Source organism: Rhizobium sp. AAP116 (genome assembly GCF_001295785.1).
Taxonomy (GTDB): domain Bacteria; phylum Pseudomonadota; class Alphaproteobacteria; order Rhizobiales; family Rhizobiaceae; genus Allorhizobium.
Genome location: NZ_LJIB01000026.1, coordinates 200,633 through 217,267 on the forward strand (window position 1 = coordinate 200,633; position 16,635 = coordinate 217,267).

A 16,635-nucleotide genomic window follows, 5' to 3' on the forward strand; every position below is an offset into this window, starting at 1 on the left:
AATGACATGAATCAGAGCTCGGTTTCTGTTCTGCGTTCCCGGGCCGTTGTTGGTGCCGGTTTTATGGTTTTGGCAGGCGTTGCCTTTGCCATTCTCAATGTCGTCACCCAGTGGCTCTCGATGACACTCGGCTTTCCGCCGGCTTCAACGGCCTTCTGGCAATATGGCTTCGCTCTTGTCCTCTCCCTTCCGCTGCTCTTCCGCCTTGGTCTGAAGGCGATGAAGACCGCCTATCCCGTCCGTCACATTCTGCGGGTGCTGCTCGCGGCTTTCGGCGTCCAGGCCTGGGTGACGGGCCTTGCCACCGTGCCGATCTGGCAGGCGATCGCGCTCGTCATGACCTCGCCCTTCTTCATCATCATTGGTGCGCGGCTCTTTCTCGGCGAGACCGTCGGTCGCGATCGCTGGCTGGCGACGCTTACAGGCTTCGTTGGCGCGATGATCATCCTGCAGCCCTGGTCGGACAGCTTCACGCTCGCCGCCCTGCTGCCGGTTCTCTCTGCGCTTCTCTGGGGCGGTTCCTCGCTGATTATGAAGAACCTCACCCATTACGAGTCTCCGGAGACGGTGACCGTTTGGCTTCTCGTGCTGCTGACGCCGATCAACTTCGGCCTTGCTGCAGCATCCGGCTTTGCCATTCCTGAAGGTTTGGCGCTCTGGCTGCTTCTCGCAGCAGGTCTTCTGACAGCCATCGGCCAGTATCTGCTGACGCTCGCCTACAATGCGGCGGATGCCGCCTATGTTCAGCCCTTCGACGACCTGAAACTGCCGCTCAATGTTTTTGCCGGCTGGCTCGTCTTCGGCTATGCGCCGAGCGGCTATCTCTGGCTGGGCGCTCTTCTCATCCTCGGCGCATCGCTCTTCCTGATGCTGCGCGAGGCTGGCAAGGAAGTTTCGCCTCAACCCTGAACCGATGAAAAGTGGGTTCATTCCCGCCTTGTCATTCGACTGTCATCGGACTGCCTCAGAACCCTCTTGTTCCATTTCTGGATACTGGAGGTTTCCCGATGACCCATGGTCTCTCCCGCGTCGCCCTGACGGCGGCGCTTTTTGCATCCGTGGCCCTGCCGGCCGCAGCCGAAGAGGTTTTCAACCGTATTGCCGCTTTCCCGGTCGCCACCAATCTGCCGGCTGACAAGGACAAGCTTTCCACCACCTCGGCCGAGATCATCACGGCCTCGGAAGACGGCAATACCCTGATCTATTCCGACAGCCCGCTCGGCGGCATCGGCTTCATCGACATCACGGACGCCAAGGCACCGAAGGCCGCCGGTGTGCTGATGATGGACGGCGAACCGACTTCTGTTTCCGTCGCCGGTGGCAAGGTTCTCGTCGGCGTCAACACGTCCGAAAGCTTCACCAACCCGTCTGGCAAGCTCGCCATCGTCGACATCGCCGGCAAGACTGTCGAGGGTACCTGCGACATCGGCGGTCAGCCGGATTCGCTTGCTGTTGCCAAGGACGGCTCTTTCGTCGCGATCGCCATCGAGAACGAGCGTGACGAAGACGTCAACGACGGCGCCCTGCCGCAGATGCCGGCCGGTGACCTCGTCATCATCTCGCTGAAGGATGGCATCGCCGATTGCGGCACCATGAAGCGCGTCGCGTTGACCGGTCTCGCCGAAGTCGCCCCAGAAGATCCGGAGCCGGAATTCGTTTCGGTCAACAGCCTCGGCGAAATCGCCGTCACGCTGCAGGAAAACAACCACATTGCCATCGTCGACGGGAAGACCGGCGAAGTGAAGAGCCACTTCTCCGCCGGTACGGTCGATCTGACGGGCATCGACACCAAGTCGGATGGCGCGCTGAAGTTCACCGGCACCAAGGACGGCGTTCCGCGCGAGCCCGACGCCGTGAAGTGGCTCGATGACAATCGTCTTGTCATCGCCAATGAAGGCGACTGGAACGGCGGTTCACGCGGTTTCACCATTTTCGACAAGACCGGCAAGGTCGCTTACGAATCGGGCGCCTCGCTCGAAATGGCGATCGCCCAGATCGGCCACTTCCCGGACAAGCGCGCCCGTTCCAAGGGCGTCGAGCCGGAAGGCCTGGAAGCCGCAACCTTCGGCGACCAGAACTATTTCTTCGTTCTCGCCGAGCGTTCCTCGATTGCCGCCGTCTACAAGGACACGGGCGCCGAGCCTGAACTCACCCAGCTTCTGCCCTCGGGTGTCTCGCCGGAAGGCGCCGTCGCCATTCCATCGCGCAACCTCCTGGTAACCGCCAACGAAGTTGATCTCGGTGAAGACGGTGGCGCGCGCTCTCACGTCATGCTCTATGAACTGGCTGAAGGTACGCGCGCCTATCCGATGATCCAGTCGGCCATGGTCGATGGCGCACCGATCGGTTGGGGCGCTCTCTCTGGCCTCGTCGGCGATGCCGAGAAGGCCGGCACGCTCTATGCCGTCAACGACAGCTTCTACGCCATGCAGCCGACGATCTTCACGATCGATGCGACGCAGAAGCCGGCCGTCATCACCACGGCCCTGCCGATCACCCGGGGCGGCGCTGCGGCCCAGAAGCTCGACCTGGAAGGCATCACGCTCGACGGTAAGGGCGGCTTCTGGCTGGCTTCCGAAGGCGATGCCGCCAAGCTCGTCGGCCACGGCCTCTACAATGTCGACGCCAAGGGCGAGATCAAGGCCGAGATCGGCTTGCCGGTCGAACTCCTGGCCGGCCAGACCCGCTTCGGTCTCGAAGGCATCACCTCTGTCGGCACCGGCGACGACATGACGCTCTGGATGGCCGTTCAGCGCGGATGGGGCGATGACGAGAAGGGCTCGGTGAAGCTCCTCTCCTACAACCCGAAGTCCAAGGAATGGGGTGCCGTTCGTTATCCGCTGGAAGCGGCTGGCGAAGGCTGGGTCGGTCTGTCGGAAATCACCGCCCATGGCGACTACGTCTATATCGTCGAGCGCGACAACCAGATCGGCGATAACGCCAAGCTCAAGAAGCTCTACCGCGTCGCCATTGCCGATCTGAAGCCCGCCAAGATCGGTGAAGAGCTCCCGACGGTTGCGAAGGAAGAAGTCCATGACTTCATCCCGGACCTGAAGGCCGCCACCAATGGCTATGTCGTCGACAAGCTCGAAGGCTTCGCCTTCGACGCATCGGGCAAGGCCTTTGCCGTGACCGACAATGACGGCGTGGATGACTCGTCTGGCGAGACCCTGTTCTGGGAAGTGAACCTTCAGGGCACCAACTGATCGAAAGATCGGGCCAGCTGAAACAGAAGAGGCCGGATGATCGCCCACCCGGCCTCTTTTTATGTCGATACCGCTCAGTCCTACCAGCGTTGATGCACATGCGGTGCGATCAGCCGCTCATAGACCTCGCGCGATGCTGCCATCACGTCGACCGACAGCGCCGCGAGATCGGAGGCAGCGGCATTCGCCTTCGCCTGCTCGCCGTTGCGGGCGCCGGGGATGACGACCGTGACGGCCTCGTGCATCAGGATCCAGCGCAGCGCGAACTGCGCCATGGAGGCACCTTGCGGCACCAGCTTGTGGACTTCCTCGACGGCTGCGAGACCCGTCTCGAAGGGAACGCCGGCAAAGGTCTCGCCCACGTCGAAGGCTTCGCCATTGCGGTTGAAGTTGCGGTGGTCTTCTGCGGCAAACTGCGTGGCCGCCGTGATCTTGCCGGACAACAGACCGCTTGCCAGCGGGACACGCGCGATGACGGCAACGTTGCGGCGCTTGGCTTCCTGGAAGAATAAGGCGGCGGGACGCTGGCGGAACATGTTGAAGATGATCTGCACCGAGACGACGCCCGGATATTCGATCGCTTTCAGCGCTTCCTCGACCTTTTCGACCGACACGCCGTAATGCTTGATCTTGCCAGCCTTGCGGATCTCTTCGAGCCCCTCGAACATCTCCTGACGGTAGTAGACGTCGGTCGGCGGGCAGTGCAGCTGCACGAGATCAAGGCTGTCGATTTCGAGGTTCTTCAAGGAACGGTCGATGAAGGCCTCGATATTGGCCTTGGTGTAACCATCGGCCACATGCGGGTTCAAGCGGCGACCGGCCTTGGACGCCACCATCGGCCGAGTGCCGCCGCGTGCCTTCAGGACCTCGGCAATGATCTTTTCCGAGCGACCGTCGCCATAGACGTCTGCCGTGTCGATGAAGGTCATGCCGGCATCGAGCGCCGCATTCAGCGCAGCACGGCCGTCGGCCTCGGATACCTCGCCCCAGGATCCGCCGATCTGCCAGGCGCCGAAGCCGATATCGCTGACGGTGAATTCCGTCCGGCCGAATTTATGTTCTCTCATCGTGATGTCTCTCCCGTGATTGCGGTTTCGAGCTAGCAAGTGGGGCAGGGGGGGGCAAGCTTCAACCGCTCTAATCTCTTGAAGTGATCCGCTACCGCCGCCCATGCGAAATGGGAGGTGAAATTCAAACGCGAGCCCCGAATGCCCAAGATGATCCGCAAGGGCGATCTGCCCCAGAAAACTTGTCCCGTCTGCCGCAAGCCCTTTGCCTGGCGCAAAAAGTGGGAGCGGGACTGGGACAATGTCGTCTACTGTTCGGAGCGCTGCCGCCGCACGGGCAAAACCGTTAACGCCGACAAGCCGTAGACCTTTCCAGAGAGTTCAGTGATCGGATCCCCATGACAGACCAGGCCCCGTCGTCGAAGCGCCTTGCTTTCTACGCGCTTCCCGCAATCCCGATGGCCGCCATTGCGCTGCCCTTCTACATCGTGGTGCCGACCTTCTACGCCGATCACTTCGCCCTGTCGCTCGCGACCATCGGCACGCTGCTGCTTGCCATCCGGCTGGTCGACGCCGTCACCGATCCCCTGTTTGGCTGGCTGTCCGACCGTGTCCGCTCTCGCTATGGCCGCCGCCGTTTCTTCTTCGTCATCTCCACGCCGCTGACAGCGCTCGCCGCCTTCATGCTCTTCTGGCCACCTGAGGACGCGGGCGTCGGTTATCTCGCCTTCTGGGGCGTGGCGCTCTCCATCGGCGCCACCTGGTCGCTTTTGCCCTACACTGCCTGGGGGGCGGAGCTCGCGACCGGTTATCAGGCGCGGGTGAAGCTGTCGGCCTGGCGCGAGGGCGCCACCCTGATCGGCTCGCTGATCGCAATCACCCTGCCATTCGTCGGCGGCTTGGACACGGCAGCCGGCTTTCATGGCCTCGCCTGGGTCGCCGTCTTCATTGCCGTCGCGCTACCCTTGGCGGGACTGCTGGCGGTGGCCGTGGTGCCGGAACCGGTCGATCTCTCGCAACGCAAGCTCTCGTTGCGGGAGGGCTTCCGGCATCTGCGCGCCAATGGTCCATTCCTGCGACTGGTCAGCGCCTTCCTCTTGAACAGCTTTGCCAATGCGATCCCCGCATCGCTCTTCATCTATTTCGTCGGCCAGCGTCTCGATGCGCCGGCCATGCAGGGGCCGCTGCTCTTCACCTATTTCCTCTGCGCCATCGCCGGCGTGCCGCTGGCGGTTGCCACCGCCAAGCGCCTCGGCAAGCATCGCGCCTGGTGCTACGCCATGATGCTCGCCTGTGCCGTCTTCTCAGTGGCGGGTTTCCTGGGCGAGGGCGATGTGCTCGCCTTCACCGTGGTCTGCGTCGTGACCGGTCTTTTGCTCGGCTTCGATCTGACGCTGCCACCCGCGATCCAGGCCGACGTGATCGACAACGACACGGTTTCATCAGGCGAGCAGCGCTCCGGCCTGTACTTCGCCGCCTGGAGCTTCACCACCAAGCTTGCGGTGGCACTCTCTGCAGGCGTCGTCTTCCCGCTGCTCGATCTCGCCGGCTTCATCGGCAGCCAGACGGCCACCCAAACGCCCGGGGCACTCACCGCACTGACGGCCCTCTACGCCTTCCTGCCGATCCTGCCCAAGCTCGCGGCCATCGCCCTGATGTGGAATTTCTCCCTCGACGAGGCGGCGCATCAAAAATTGCGCGCAAGCCTCGGCGCCTGAAACAAGACGATTCGCTATCCGATCACCCGTCGCTGCGACCTGGCGAGCGGCTGTCATCCAGTCGTCGTGTCTTTCGGTCACATGTGACGGCGTGAGGTTCAAGCTCGATTCTCTTCGGGAAGGGTGACGGATGCGCATTGTAATGATCGGTTCGGGATATGTGGGGCTTGTCTCCGGAGCCTGCCTGGCGGCGCTGGGTCATGACGTGGTCTGCGTCGACAAGAGCCGGGACAAGATCGAGGCGCTGCAGGCCGGAAAAGTGCCTATCTACGAGCCCGGTCTGGAGATCATCATTGCCGACAATTGTGCCGCCGGTCGCCTGAGCTTCTCTGGCGATCTCGTCGGACCGGTAGCGGCCGCGGATGCGGTCTTCATCGCCGTCGGCACGCCGTCGCGCCTCGTCGATGGTCACGCCGATCTCAGCCATGTCTACGCCGCCGCCCGCGAGATTGCTGCCGCTGCCACCGGTTTCACCGTCGTGGTCACCAAGTCCACCGTGCCCGTCGGCACGGGCGACGAGATCGAACGCATCTTCCGGGAAGAATTCCCGCAAAAGGACATCGCGGTCGTCTCCAATCCCGAATTCCTGCGGGAAGGTGCGGCCATTTCCGATTTCCGCCGTCCGGATAGGATCGTGGTCGGCTCGGATGACGAACGGTCCACCGAGGTCATGCGCGACATCTATGAGGCGCTCGATCTCAAGGAGATGCCGCTCTATTTCTGCGAGCGCCGCACAGCCGAACTGATCAAATACGCCTCCAACGCCTTTCTCGCGATGAAGATCACCTTCATCAACGAAATGGCCGATCTCTGCGAAGAACTCGGCGCCGACGTGCAGAAGGTCGCCAAGGGCATGGGCATGGATCGCCGCATCGGTGACAAGTTTCTCCAGGCGGGTCCCGGCTTCGGCGGGTCCTGCTTCCCGAAGGATACGCTGGCGCTGGTGAAGACGGCCCAGGATTACGACCGGCCCTTGAAGCTGATCGAGACAACGGTCGCGATCAACGAGAACCGCAAGCGCGCCATGGGCCGCCGGGTGATCAGCGCCTGTGACGGCAGCGTGCGCGGCAAGCGAATCGGTGTCCTCGGCCTGACCTTCAAGCCCAATACCGACGACATGCGCGAGGCGCCGTCGATCGCCATCATCAGAACCCTGCTCGATGGCGGCGCGGATGTGCATGTCTACGACCCCGCAGGCATGGAGGCGGCGAGGGCGGTTCTCGGTGCTGTCAAATATCGGCGGAACGCCTACGAGGTCGCAGAGGGTGCGGACGCCGTCGTTCTTGTGACCGAATGGGATCAGTTCAAGTCGCTGGATCTGCCGCGTCTGAAAGATCTGATGAAATCGCCTGTCGTGGTCGATCTGCGCAATGTCTTCGACGAAGACGAGATGATCGGCCATGGCTTCCAGCTCGTGCCGCTCGGCAAGCGTCCCCGCTCGGCCTATCCGGCGCGCACGCTGTTTCATGCCGTTCCGCCCGAACTGGCCTGGAACCCGCTGCTTTGGGGCGACGAGGCGCCGACAGGCCAGCTCGCCTGATCGCCTGACTGACGCGCCGTCCTCCTCGGCGCTTGACTTTAAGCGCCGTTCGTCGCTGTGCTGGCTTCAAACCGAGGCAGCAAACAGGTCGATGGATGGGCATGAACGAGACGGGCGGCACGGATGCCGACAATGGCAAGGGTGAGGGGGCACGCACCCGCGGCTCCGGTTCCGAGTCGGTCTACAAGGCGCTGCGCCACGAAATTCTGACCATGGAGCGCCCGCCCGGCAGTCCGCTGGATGAGACGCGCCTCTCCGAACATTTCGGCATGTCGCGCACCCCGATTCGCGAGGCGCTGCTGCGCCTGACCTCGGACGGGCTGGTCACCAGCCTGCCAAACCGCAACACGATCGTCGCAGTCATCGATTTCTCCAGCCTGCCCACCTATTTCGAGGCGCTCTGCCTGATGTATCGCGTGACGACGCGCGGGGCCGCAAAGCGCCAGGGTGATGCCTGGATGGCCGAGATCATAAGGCAGCAGCAGGCCTTTTCACGCGCCGTCGAGGCCCAGGACGCCTTCGCGATGATCGAGGCTAACAGGGAATTCCACGTCGCGATCGCCGAGCGCGCCGGCAATCCCTATTACACCACCTTCTTTGCCCGGCTCCTGGACGAGGGGCGGCGCATTCTCCGGCTTTATTATCAGACCTTCGATGACCGTCTGCCGCGCCGCTATGTCGAGGAACACGAGAAGATCATCGAGGCGATCCGTTCAGGCGATGTCGAGGAGGCCGATCGGCTGTCGGTCGCCCATGCTGACCAGATCGTCCGCCAGATCCAGGATTACGTCGCCCGCAACATCACTGCTGCAGCCGAACTTCCCGACATCTGACCCCTGCGACCCCGTTTCAGCGGTCGCTGAAACATGCGTCTTGATTTTGTCGACAAACTGTATACTGTGATTTCACCACTTCAACAGGAGCATCCCATGACCACCGGCTGGCACGGCGTTTTCCCCGCCGCAACGACTCAATTCCATGAAGATTTCTCGGTCGATATCGACGCCACCCAGCGCGTGCTCGACGCCCTCGTCAACGACGGCGTAAACGGCCTGATCGTCATGGGCACCTGCGGCGAAAACAACTCGCTCGATCCGGAAGAAAAGCGCACCATCCTGAAGGCCGCCGTCGAGGTGGTGAACGGCCGCGTGCCGATCGTCACCGGCGTGTCGGAATTCGACACCCGCCGCGCCTCGGCCTATGCCCGCGATGCGGAAAAGATCGGCGCCGATGGCCTGATGCTCCTGCCGGCCATGGTCTATGTGCCGAAGCCGCATGAACTGGTTGCCCATTTCAAGACCGTCGCCGAAGCGACCGGCCTGCCGATCATGCTCTACAACAACCCGCCCGCCTACCGCGTCAACATCGGCGCGGAAGTCCTGGAAGCGCTCGACGGCGTGAAGAACATCAAGGCCGTCAAGGAAAGCGCGCCCGATCCGCGCCGCTTCACCGACCTGATCAACGCCTTCGGTGACCGCTACGACATCTTCGCCGGCCTCGACGACGTGGCGCTCGAAGGCATGATGCTCGGCGCCAAGGGCTGGGTCTCCGGCCTCACCAGTGCCTTCCCGGCCGAATCGGTGGCCCTGGTTGCCGCCGCCGACCGTGGCGACTGGATGGAAGCCCGCCGCATCTATCGCTGGTTCATGCCGCTCTTGCATCTCGACGCCGAACACGACCTCGTGCAGTCAATCAAGCTCGCCGAGCAGATCATGGGCCGCGGCTCCGAGCGTGTCCGCATGCCCCGCATGCCGCTTCAGGGCGCTCGCCGTGCGGAAGTCACTGCCATGGTCGAAAAGGCTGCTGCGACCCGCCCGATCGGCGGGAAGTAACGGTCAAAGACGCCTCTTGCATGAAAGGGCCCGCCGCCGAAAGGTTGCGGGCCTTTTTCATCGAATGAGGTCTCAGATCACGTCAATTGACGTTTCGCTCACGCTGGCGTGACTTTTTCAGGGGCCATCGGCGCGTAAAGCCACCATTCTCATTGATCCTTAACGAACCTCCTGCGAATTCGAGGCTTTCCGCAGTCACAGATGGTTCAAAACATGACGAATAAGACAAGTGCAGGCTGGCGCGCGCGGTTGCGCTACGAGTTCGACAAGAGCATGGCCGGCGGTGCAATCGCCTTGATTGGCTGGCTGGCGCTCATTTCCCTGGTGGTGATCTCGCTTGCGGGCGCCTTCCTCGCCGTGACCGGCATCGCCCCGGAGGGGGGTGAACCGGTCAGCTTCATCGAAGGCACCTGGGAATCCCTGATGCGTACCTTCGACGCGGGCACCATGGGCGGCGACCAGGGCTGGGGCTTCCGCCTCGTGGCGCTGGCAGTAACGCTCGCCGGCATCTTCGTCTTCTCCGCCTTGATCGGTGTCATCAGCTCGGGCCTGGAAAACAAGCTCGACGAATTGCGCAAGGGCCGCTCCCGGGTGCTCGAAAGCGACCACACCATCATCCTCAACTGGTCGGCCTCGATCTTTGACGTGATTTCCGAACTCGTGATCGCCAATCAGAGCCGACACCGTCCGCGCATCGTCATCATGGCGACCAAGGACAAGGTCGAGATGGAAGAGGAGATCGCCGACAAGGTGGGCGATCTCAAGAACACCAAGATCATTTGCCGTAGCGGCGACCCGACCGATCTCTTCGATCTGGCGATCGTGAACCCGCACACCTCCCGCTCGATCATCGTCCTCTCGCCCGAAGGTGAGGACCCGGATTCGCAGGTCATCAAGTCGGTTCTCGCTCTGGTCAACGACCCGCAGCGCCGTCCCGAGCCCTACATGATCGCGGCCGAGATCCGCGATGCACAGAACACCGAGGTCGCCCGAATCGTTGGCGGCAAGGAGCTGCAGCTGGTTCTGGCCGATGACCTGATTTCCCGGATCGTGGTCCATACCAGCCGTCAGTCGGGCCTGTCGGCCGTCTATACCGAGCTCCTCGATTTCGACGGCTGCGAGATCTACACGCTTCCCCAGCCGGCATTGGAGGGCAAACCCTTCGGTGCGGCCGTCATGTCCTACGAAACGAGCACGCTGATCGGCATCTGCGATACGGAAGGGCAGATCCAACTCAACCCGTCGCCGAATCGCGTCATCGCGCCCGGCGAGCGTCTGGTCATCATCGCCGAGGACGACGCCTCCATCCAGACCTGGACCGGTGCTCCGCAGATTGGCCAGAACGCCATCCTTCAGCCCGCACCGCAGCCTGTGAAGGCCGAGCGCACCTTGATCCTCGGCTGGAACCGTCGTGGTCCGATCATCGCCACCGAACTGGGGCGCTACGTCGCCCCCGGCTCGGTCCTGACGGTTGCCGCCAATACGCCGGAATTCGAAGCCGATATCGCCGCACTTTCGCTGCCGAACCACAACATGGCCGTGTCCCATTCCGTCATCGACACGAGCAGCCGGTCGGCGCTGGAGGCGCTCGATATTCCCTCCTATGACCACGTTCTCGTTCTGGGTTACAGCGACCATATGTCGATGCAGTCGGCCGACACGCGTACGCTGATCACGCTTCTCCATCTGCGCAAGATTGCCGAAAACGCGGGAATCCACATCAATGTCGTGAGCGAGATGACGGATGTCCGCAACCGCGAACTTGCCGAAGTCACCCGCGCCGATGATTTCGTCGTCAGCAACAAGCTGGTCAGCTTGATGCTGGCCCAGGCCTCCGAGAACGAGTTCATGGCGGCGATCTTCGATGAGTTGCTGGATGTCGAAGGCTCCGAGATCTACATGCGCCCCATGAGCGACTATGTGGATATCTCGCAGCCGGTGAATTTTTTCACCGTGGCACTCTCGGCCCTGCGTCGCGGCGAAATCGCCATCGGCCACCGCCGCCAGCGGGCAGGGGATGCGGATGAGCGAAATCTCGGCGGTGTCGTCGTGAACCCGAACCGCTCGGAGCTGCTTGCTTATACAGAGAAGGACATGGTGATCGTCTTGGCGCAGGACTGAGCGCAGAAAAGGGACGACGAATCGTTCGCCCTATAAGGACAGCAGTGAACGGACGGGACCGGAGGGTGTCGTCCGCTTTGCGTTTTTTGGGATCGACGCGCACCAGCTGAATGGTGTGGGCAAAAGCCAACGCCACCGGCGCATAAACTAAAAGCTTGGGAAAGAATGGTGGGCGATGAGAGACTCGAACTCCCGACATCTTCGGTGTAAACGAAGCGCTCTACCAACTGAGCTAATCGCCCGTGCGCCTTGCGGATCATGTCCGCCGCGTCGGTGGCCGTGATCTATGCGGATCGCGGAAAATCCGCAAGAGTGTTTGTGCAGATTTTTTGTTTTTTTGTCATGCGGCCGATCGGCTCTTGTGGAAAACCGAGCAGAATCCTTGTTTTGCGCCTGCGGCGCGTTGTCGCGAGCAGTGAGCGTCCGATGGCCCCGGGGGAGGGGCGGGGGAAAAAATCGGGCCGTCACGGTTTTGTCTCAGATGCTGCTTGACACCTCCAGATGAACGCCGTAGAGAGCCGCTCATCGAACGGCAAGCCGCTCGACGGGGATCGCCTTGAACCCCGATTTGGAAATGCGCGGGTGTAGCTCAGTTGGTTAGAGTGCCGGCCTGTCACGCCGGAGGTCGCGGGTTCGAGCCCCGTCACTCGCGCCATTCCAAAGACTTCAGGGCATGCTGCTTAAGGCAGCGAAGACATGGGGAAATCCTCATGAAATGCGCGGGTGTAGCTCAGTCGGTTAGAGTGCCGGCCTGTCACGCCGGAGGTCGCGGGTTCGAGCCCCGTCACTCGCGCCACTTCTTTTCTCAGATGATTTTGCGATGTGACGAGCCTGCTTGCAGGCTCGGTGTGTTGCGTCTTTTTGCACTGCACGCTCGATTGCGCGAGACATGCATTTTACCCGCTGGTAAGGTGCAATCCGGTATCGGGTGAAAAGGCTTTGGTTGGACTTGCGCTGGGTGGCTGCCTGCGCTAACCACGGCGCGTTGCAACTCTCTTTACGGCTTGTCGCCTCCGCCCTAAATGCCATCAGGCATGCGAGACAAGCAGGGTGATATGATGACTGATCTGCTCAGTTCTTACCTTCCGATCGCCATCTTTATCGGCATATCCTTGATCATCGGTATTGCGCTCCTGGTGGCGCCGTTTGCCGTTGCCTACAAGGCGCCCGATTCGGAGAAGCTGTCGGCCTATGAGTGCGGCTTCAACGCGTTCGATGATGCCCGCATGAAGTTCGACATCCGCTTCTATCTGGTGGCGATCCTCTTCATCATCTTCGACCTCGAAGTCGCCTTCCTGTTCCCCTGGGCGGTATCCTTCAGCGAGATCGGCTGGTTCGGCTTCTGGTCGATGATGGTTTTCCTCGGTGTTCTCACCGTCGGCTTTATTTATGAATGGAAGAAGGGGGCGCTCGAATGGGAGTGATCCAGTCCGATACGACGATGATCGCGCCACAGGCAAAGGGCATCATCGATCCCAACACCGGCAAGCCGATCGGCGCCGATGACCGCTTCTTCGGCGAGATCAACAACGAGCTCGCCGACAAGGGCTTCCTGGTTACCTCGACCGACGAGCTGATCAACTGGGCCCGTACCGGCTCGCTGATGTGGATGACCTTCGGTCTCGCCTGCTGCGCCGTCGAAATGATGCAGCTGTCGATGCCGCGTTACGACGCCGAGCGCTTCGGCTTTGCACCGCGTGCTTCACCGCGCCAGTCTGACGTCATGATCGTCGCCGGCACGCTGACCAACAAGATGGCGCCCGCACTCCGCAAGGTCTATGACCAGATGCCGGAACCGCGTTACGTGATCTCGATGGGCTCCTGCGCCAATGGCGGCGGCTACTACCATTACTCCTATTCCGTCGTGCGCGGCTGCGATCGCGTCGTGCCGGTTGATATCTATGTGCCGGGCTGTCCCCCCACGGCAGAAGCTCTGCTTTACGGTGTGATGCTCCTGCAGAAGAAGATCCGGCGCACGGGCACGATCGAGCGGTAAGGCGAAGGGACTGAAAACATGAGTGAAGCCCTGAACGAGCTCGCTTCCTACCTCGCAGAGGTCCGCGGTGCGCTGATTTCGTCGAGCGACATCAGCTTCGGCGAACTGACGCTGACGGCGAAGTCGGAAAACCTGATTGCGCTCCTGACCTTCCTGCGTGACGACGTCCAGTGCGGCTTCGTCAACCTGATCGACATCTGCGGCGTCGACTACCCGAAGCGCGAAGACCGCTTCGACGTGGTTTACCACTTGCTTTCGCCGCGTCAGAACCTGCGCATCCGCATCAAGGTCGCAACCGGCGAGTTCAAGCCGGTCCCGTCGGCCTGTCCGGTCTTTGCCGGCGCCGACTGGTTCGAACGCGAAGCCTGGGACATGTACGGCATCCTGTTCACCGATCACCCGGACCTGCGCCGTATCCTGACAGACTATGGTTTCGAGGGGCATCCGCTGCGCAAGGACTTCCCCACGACCGGTTTCGTCGAGGTTCGCTACGACGACAGCGCCAAGCGCGTCGTCTACGAGCCCGTCGAGCTCAAGCAGGAATTCCGCAATTTCGACTTCCTCTCGCCCTGGGAAGGCACGGATTACGTGCTGCCCGGCGATGAAAAAGCGGCCAAGTGAGCGGAAGGGCAGAGACCATGAACGAACACAACGTCCGCAACTTCAATATCAACTTCGGCCCGCAGCACCCGGCGGCGCACGGCGTTCTTCGCCTCGTGCTTGAGCTGGACGGTGAAATCGTCGAGCGCGTCGACCCGCATATCGGCCTGCTGCATCGTGGCACCGAGAAGCTGATTGAGACCAAGACCTATCTGCAGGCGCTGCCCTATTTCGATCGCCTCGACTATGTCGCGCCGATGAACCAGGAACATGCCTATTCGCTGGCCGTCGAAAAGCTGCTCGACATCCAGATTCCGATCCGTGGTCAGCTGATCCGCGTTCTCTATTCGGAAATCGGTCGTATTCTCTCGCACCTCCTCAACGTCACCACGCAGGCCATGGACGTTGGTGCGCTGACGCCGCCGCTCTGGGGCTTTGAAGAGCGCGAAAAGCTGATGGTGTTCTATGAGCGCGCCTCCGGCGCCCGCATGCATGCCGCTTACGTCCGTCCCGGTGGCGTGCATCAGGATCTGCCGCATCAGCTCGTCGAGGATATCGGCAAGTGGTGCGACCAGTTCCCGGAAAAGCTCGATGACATCGACGACCTTCTGACCGGCAACCGCATCTTCAAGCAGCGCAACGTCGACATCGGCGTAGTCAGCCTCGATGATTGCTGGGCCTGGGGCTTCTCGGGCGTCATGGTCCGCGGTTCGGGCGCTGCCTGGGACCTGCGCAAGTCGCAGCCCTACGAGTGCTACTCCGATCTCGACTTCGACATCATGGTCGGCAAGAACGGCGACTGCTATGACCGTTACCTGATCCGCATGTTCGAAATGCGCGAGTCGGTGAAGATCATGAAGCAGTGCGTCAATCGCCTGTTGGGCGATGCCAAGACCGGCCCGGTCTCCTCGCTCGACGGCAAAGTCGTTCCGCCGAAGCGTGGCGAGATGAAGCGCTCGATGGAAGGCCTGATCCACCACTTCAAGCTTTACACCGAAGGCTATCACGTGCCGGCCGGTGAGGTTTATGCCGCTGTCGAAGCCCCCAAGGGCGAGTTCGGCGTGTTCCTCGTCTCCGACGGCACCAACAAGCCGTATCGCTGCAAGATCCGCGCCCCGGGTTATGCGCATCTGCAGGCCATGGATTTCCTGTGCCGCGGCCACCAGCTGGCCGACGTCTCGGCGATCCTCGGCTCGCTCGACATCGTGTTCGGGGAAGTTGACCGCTGATGCTTAAGACCCTCGCGGCATTGCTGATCTGTCTCGGCGCCACCCAGGCGGTGGCTCAGGAGAACAGTGCTGTATCGTCGAGGGAAACAGTGTCGATGGCCAAGCTGATCCGGGATGGATACGAGATCAAGAGTTCCAGCTGGACCGGCTCGAAGCTCTTCGTATTCCTTCAGAAAGACAATTCGGCCTATGCCTGCGAATTCGCCAATGTGACGAATACGCGGTGTGGTTCCATAAACTGAGACAAGGCGTGAGGAAGTATGTCCGTTCGTCGACTAGCCGAAGAGCAATTCCAGCCCGCAGCATTCTCCTTCTCCGCGGAGAATGCGACCTGGGCTGAAGCCACCATTCGCAAGTATCCGGCGGGGCGCCAGCAATCGGCGGTCATTCCGCTTTTGATGCGCGCACAGGAACAGGAAGGCTGGGTCACCAAGGCTGCGATCGAGTATGTCGGCCAAATGCTCGACATGCCCTTCATTCGGGTCCTCGAAGTCGCGACATTCTACACCCAGTTCCAGCTGAAGCCTGTCGGTACGCGCGCCCATATCCAGGTCTGCGGCACGACACCCTGCATGCTGCGCGGGGCGGAAGACCTCATTCACGTCTGCAAGTCGAAGATCCACCCGGAGCCCTTCGAACGCAATGAAGACGGTACCTTGTCCTGGGAAGAAGTCGAGTGTCAGGGCGCCTGCGTCAATGCGCCGATGGTGATGATCTTCAAGGATGCCTATGAAGACCTGACCGTGACCCAGCTCGAGCACATCATCGATCGGTTCGCCGCCGGCAAGGGTTCCGACGTCAAGCCTGGCCCGCAGGTTGATCGCATTTTCTCGGCGCCTGTCGGTGGTCCGACCACCCTGACCGGTGACATCCAGCCGATCCGCTTCAACGATACGGCCCCGGCACAGACCGAGGAAGTGTCCGTACCGCCCGCCAACGCCGCGAAACCGGTTACGGATGCGCCGGTGACGGACGAGAAGCTCAAGACCCCGGCAACTGCCAAAAAGGCTGCTGCCGAGAACGTCAAGCAGAAGGGCGATTCTGCCGATACGGCCCGCCCGGTCGAGAAGGAAGTCGCTCCGGCTCCCGCCGCGGTCATGGACGAGAAGAACCGTCCGGCCGGCATCGAGCGCCCGGAAACGCCTGACGACCTGAAGATGATCTCGGGCGTCGGCCCGAAGATCGAAGCGACACTGAACGGCCTCGGCGTCTACACGTTCGATCAGGTCGCCAAGTGGAAGAAGGCAGAGCGCGAGTGGGTCGACACCTATCTCAAGTTCTCCGGCCGTATCGAGCGGGACGACTGGGTCAAGCAGGCCAAGGCGCTCGCCAAGGGCGGCGAAGCGGAATACATCAAGGTCTTCGGCAAGAAGCCGCGCTGAGAGG

Annotated in this window: 15 protein-coding genes and 3 tRNA genes; 16 read left to right on the forward strand and 2 right to left on the reverse strand. The window is 61.7% G+C overall.

What is annotated here, in order from left to right; translation table 11 throughout:
* The first annotated feature begins 6 nt into the window (after positions 1 to 6).
* Both IP85_RS15690 and IP85_RS15695 read left to right on the forward strand, forming a co-directional pair.
* Positions 7 to 909: a DMT family transporter gene (locus IP85_RS15690; protein ID WP_054150610.1), complete on the forward strand. Its 903-nt coding sequence runs from the start codon at positions 7 to 9 to the stop codon at positions 907 to 909.
* 98 nt (positions 910 to 1,007) lie between these two features.
* Positions 1,008 to 3,206 carry an esterase-like activity of phytase family protein gene (locus IP85_RS15695; RefSeq protein ID WP_054150611.1) on the forward strand — a complete coding sequence of 733 codons (2,199 nt, stop codon included), beginning with the start codon at positions 1,008 to 1,010 and terminating at the stop codon, positions 3,204 to 3,206.
* An 80-nt stretch (positions 3,207 to 3,286) separates the two neighbouring features.
* On the opposite strand, the gene IP85_RS15700 is transcribed toward IP85_RS15695, so the two are convergent.
* Entirely contained in the window at positions 3,287 to 4,273 is a 987-nt protein-coding gene (locus IP85_RS15700; RefSeq protein ID WP_054150612.1) for an aldo/keto reductase, read from the reverse strand.
* A gap of 141 nt (positions 4,274 to 4,414) precedes the next feature.
* On the opposite strand from IP85_RS15700, the gene IP85_RS22015 reads away from it, so the two are divergent.
* The 6 genes from IP85_RS22015 to IP85_RS15725 all read left to right on the forward strand — a co-directional run bounded on the left by IP85_RS22015 (position 4,415) and on the right by IP85_RS15725 (position 11,424).
* Entirely contained in the window at positions 4,415 to 4,579 is a 165-nt protein-coding gene (locus tag IP85_RS22015; RefSeq protein WP_082347749.1) for a DUF2256 domain-containing protein, read from the forward strand.
* Positions 4,580 to 4,611: 32 nt separating this feature from the next.
* The gene (locus IP85_RS15705; protein ID WP_054150613.1) at positions 4,612 to 5,931 is read left to right on the forward strand and encodes an MFS transporter; all 1,320 of its coding nucleotides are present in this window, start codon (positions 4,612 to 4,614) and stop codon (positions 5,929 to 5,931) included.
* A 130-nt stretch (positions 5,932 to 6,061) separates the two neighbouring features.
* Positions 6,062 to 7,471 carry a UDP-glucose/GDP-mannose dehydrogenase family protein gene (locus tag IP85_RS15710; RefSeq protein ID WP_054150614.1) on the forward strand — a complete coding sequence of 470 codons (1,410 nt, stop codon included), beginning with the start codon at positions 6,062 to 6,064 and terminating at the stop codon, positions 7,469 to 7,471.
* Between the two features lie 95 nt (positions 7,472 to 7,566).
* Entirely contained in the window at positions 7,567 to 8,304 is a 738-nt protein-coding gene (locus IP85_RS15715) for a GntR family transcriptional regulator (RefSeq protein WP_082347751.1), read from the forward strand.
* A gap of 96 nt (positions 8,305 to 8,400) precedes the next feature.
* Entirely contained in the window at positions 8,401 to 9,303 is a 903-nt protein-coding gene (locus IP85_RS15720; protein WP_054150615.1) for a dihydrodipicolinate synthase family protein, read from the forward strand.
* 213 nt (positions 9,304 to 9,516) lie between these two features.
* Positions 9,517 to 11,424, forward strand: a complete 1,908-nt coding sequence (locus IP85_RS15725) for a hypothetical protein (protein WP_054150719.1) — start codon at positions 9,517 to 9,519, stop codon at positions 11,422 to 11,424.
* A 166-nt stretch (positions 11,425 to 11,590) separates the two neighbouring features.
* Here the strand turns inward: IP85_RS15725 and IP85_RS15730 are convergent.
* Positions 11,591 to 11,666 (reverse strand) — tRNA-Val (locus tag IP85_RS15730).
* Positions 11,667 to 12,002: 336 nt separating this feature from the next.
* On the opposite strand from IP85_RS15730, the gene IP85_RS15735 reads away from it, so the two are divergent.
* The 8 genes from IP85_RS15735 (at position 12,003) to IP85_RS15770 (ending at position 16,631) form a co-directional block, all read left to right on the forward strand.
* A tRNA-Asp gene (locus IP85_RS15735) sits at positions 12,003 to 12,079 on the forward strand.
* 64 nt (positions 12,080 to 12,143) lie between these two features.
* Positions 12,144 to 12,220, forward strand: a tRNA-Asp gene (locus tag IP85_RS15740).
* A 262-nt stretch (positions 12,221 to 12,482) separates the two neighbouring features.
* Positions 12,483 to 12,848: an NADH-quinone oxidoreductase subunit A gene (locus IP85_RS15745; RefSeq protein ID WP_054150720.1), complete on the forward strand. Its 366-nt coding sequence runs from the start codon at positions 12,483 to 12,485 to the stop codon at positions 12,846 to 12,848.
* Positions 12,839 to 13,420 (forward strand): NADH-quinone oxidoreductase subunit B, encoded by a 582-nt coding sequence (locus tag IP85_RS15750; RefSeq protein ID WP_054150616.1) that lies wholly within the window; start codon positions 12,839 to 12,841, stop codon positions 13,418 to 13,420. Before IP85_RS15745 ends, IP85_RS15750 begins: the two co-directional genes overlap by 10 nt.
* An 18-nt stretch (positions 13,421 to 13,438) precedes the next feature.
* The gene (locus IP85_RS15755) at positions 13,439 to 14,041 is read left to right on the forward strand and encodes an NADH-quinone oxidoreductase subunit C (RefSeq protein ID WP_054150617.1); all 603 of its coding nucleotides are present in this window, start codon (positions 13,439 to 13,441) and stop codon (positions 14,039 to 14,041) included.
* A 17-nt stretch (positions 14,042 to 14,058) separates the two neighbouring features.
* Positions 14,059 to 15,249, forward strand: coding sequence for an NADH-quinone oxidoreductase subunit D (locus tag IP85_RS15760; protein WP_054150618.1), 1,191 nt, complete (start codon positions 14,059 to 14,061; stop codon positions 15,247 to 15,249).
* Positions 15,249 to 15,491, forward strand: a complete 243-nt coding sequence (locus IP85_RS15765; RefSeq protein ID WP_054150619.1) for a hypothetical protein — start codon at positions 15,249 to 15,251, stop codon at positions 15,489 to 15,491. Before IP85_RS15760 ends, IP85_RS15765 begins: the two co-directional genes overlap by 1 nt.
* 18 nt (positions 15,492 to 15,509) lie before the next feature.
* Positions 15,510 to 16,631 carry an NADH-quinone oxidoreductase subunit E gene (locus IP85_RS15770; RefSeq protein ID WP_054150620.1) on the forward strand — a complete coding sequence of 374 codons (1,122 nt, stop codon included), beginning with the start codon at positions 15,510 to 15,512 and terminating at the stop codon, positions 16,629 to 16,631.
* The last annotated feature ends 4 nt before the right edge of the window (positions 16,632 to 16,635 follow it).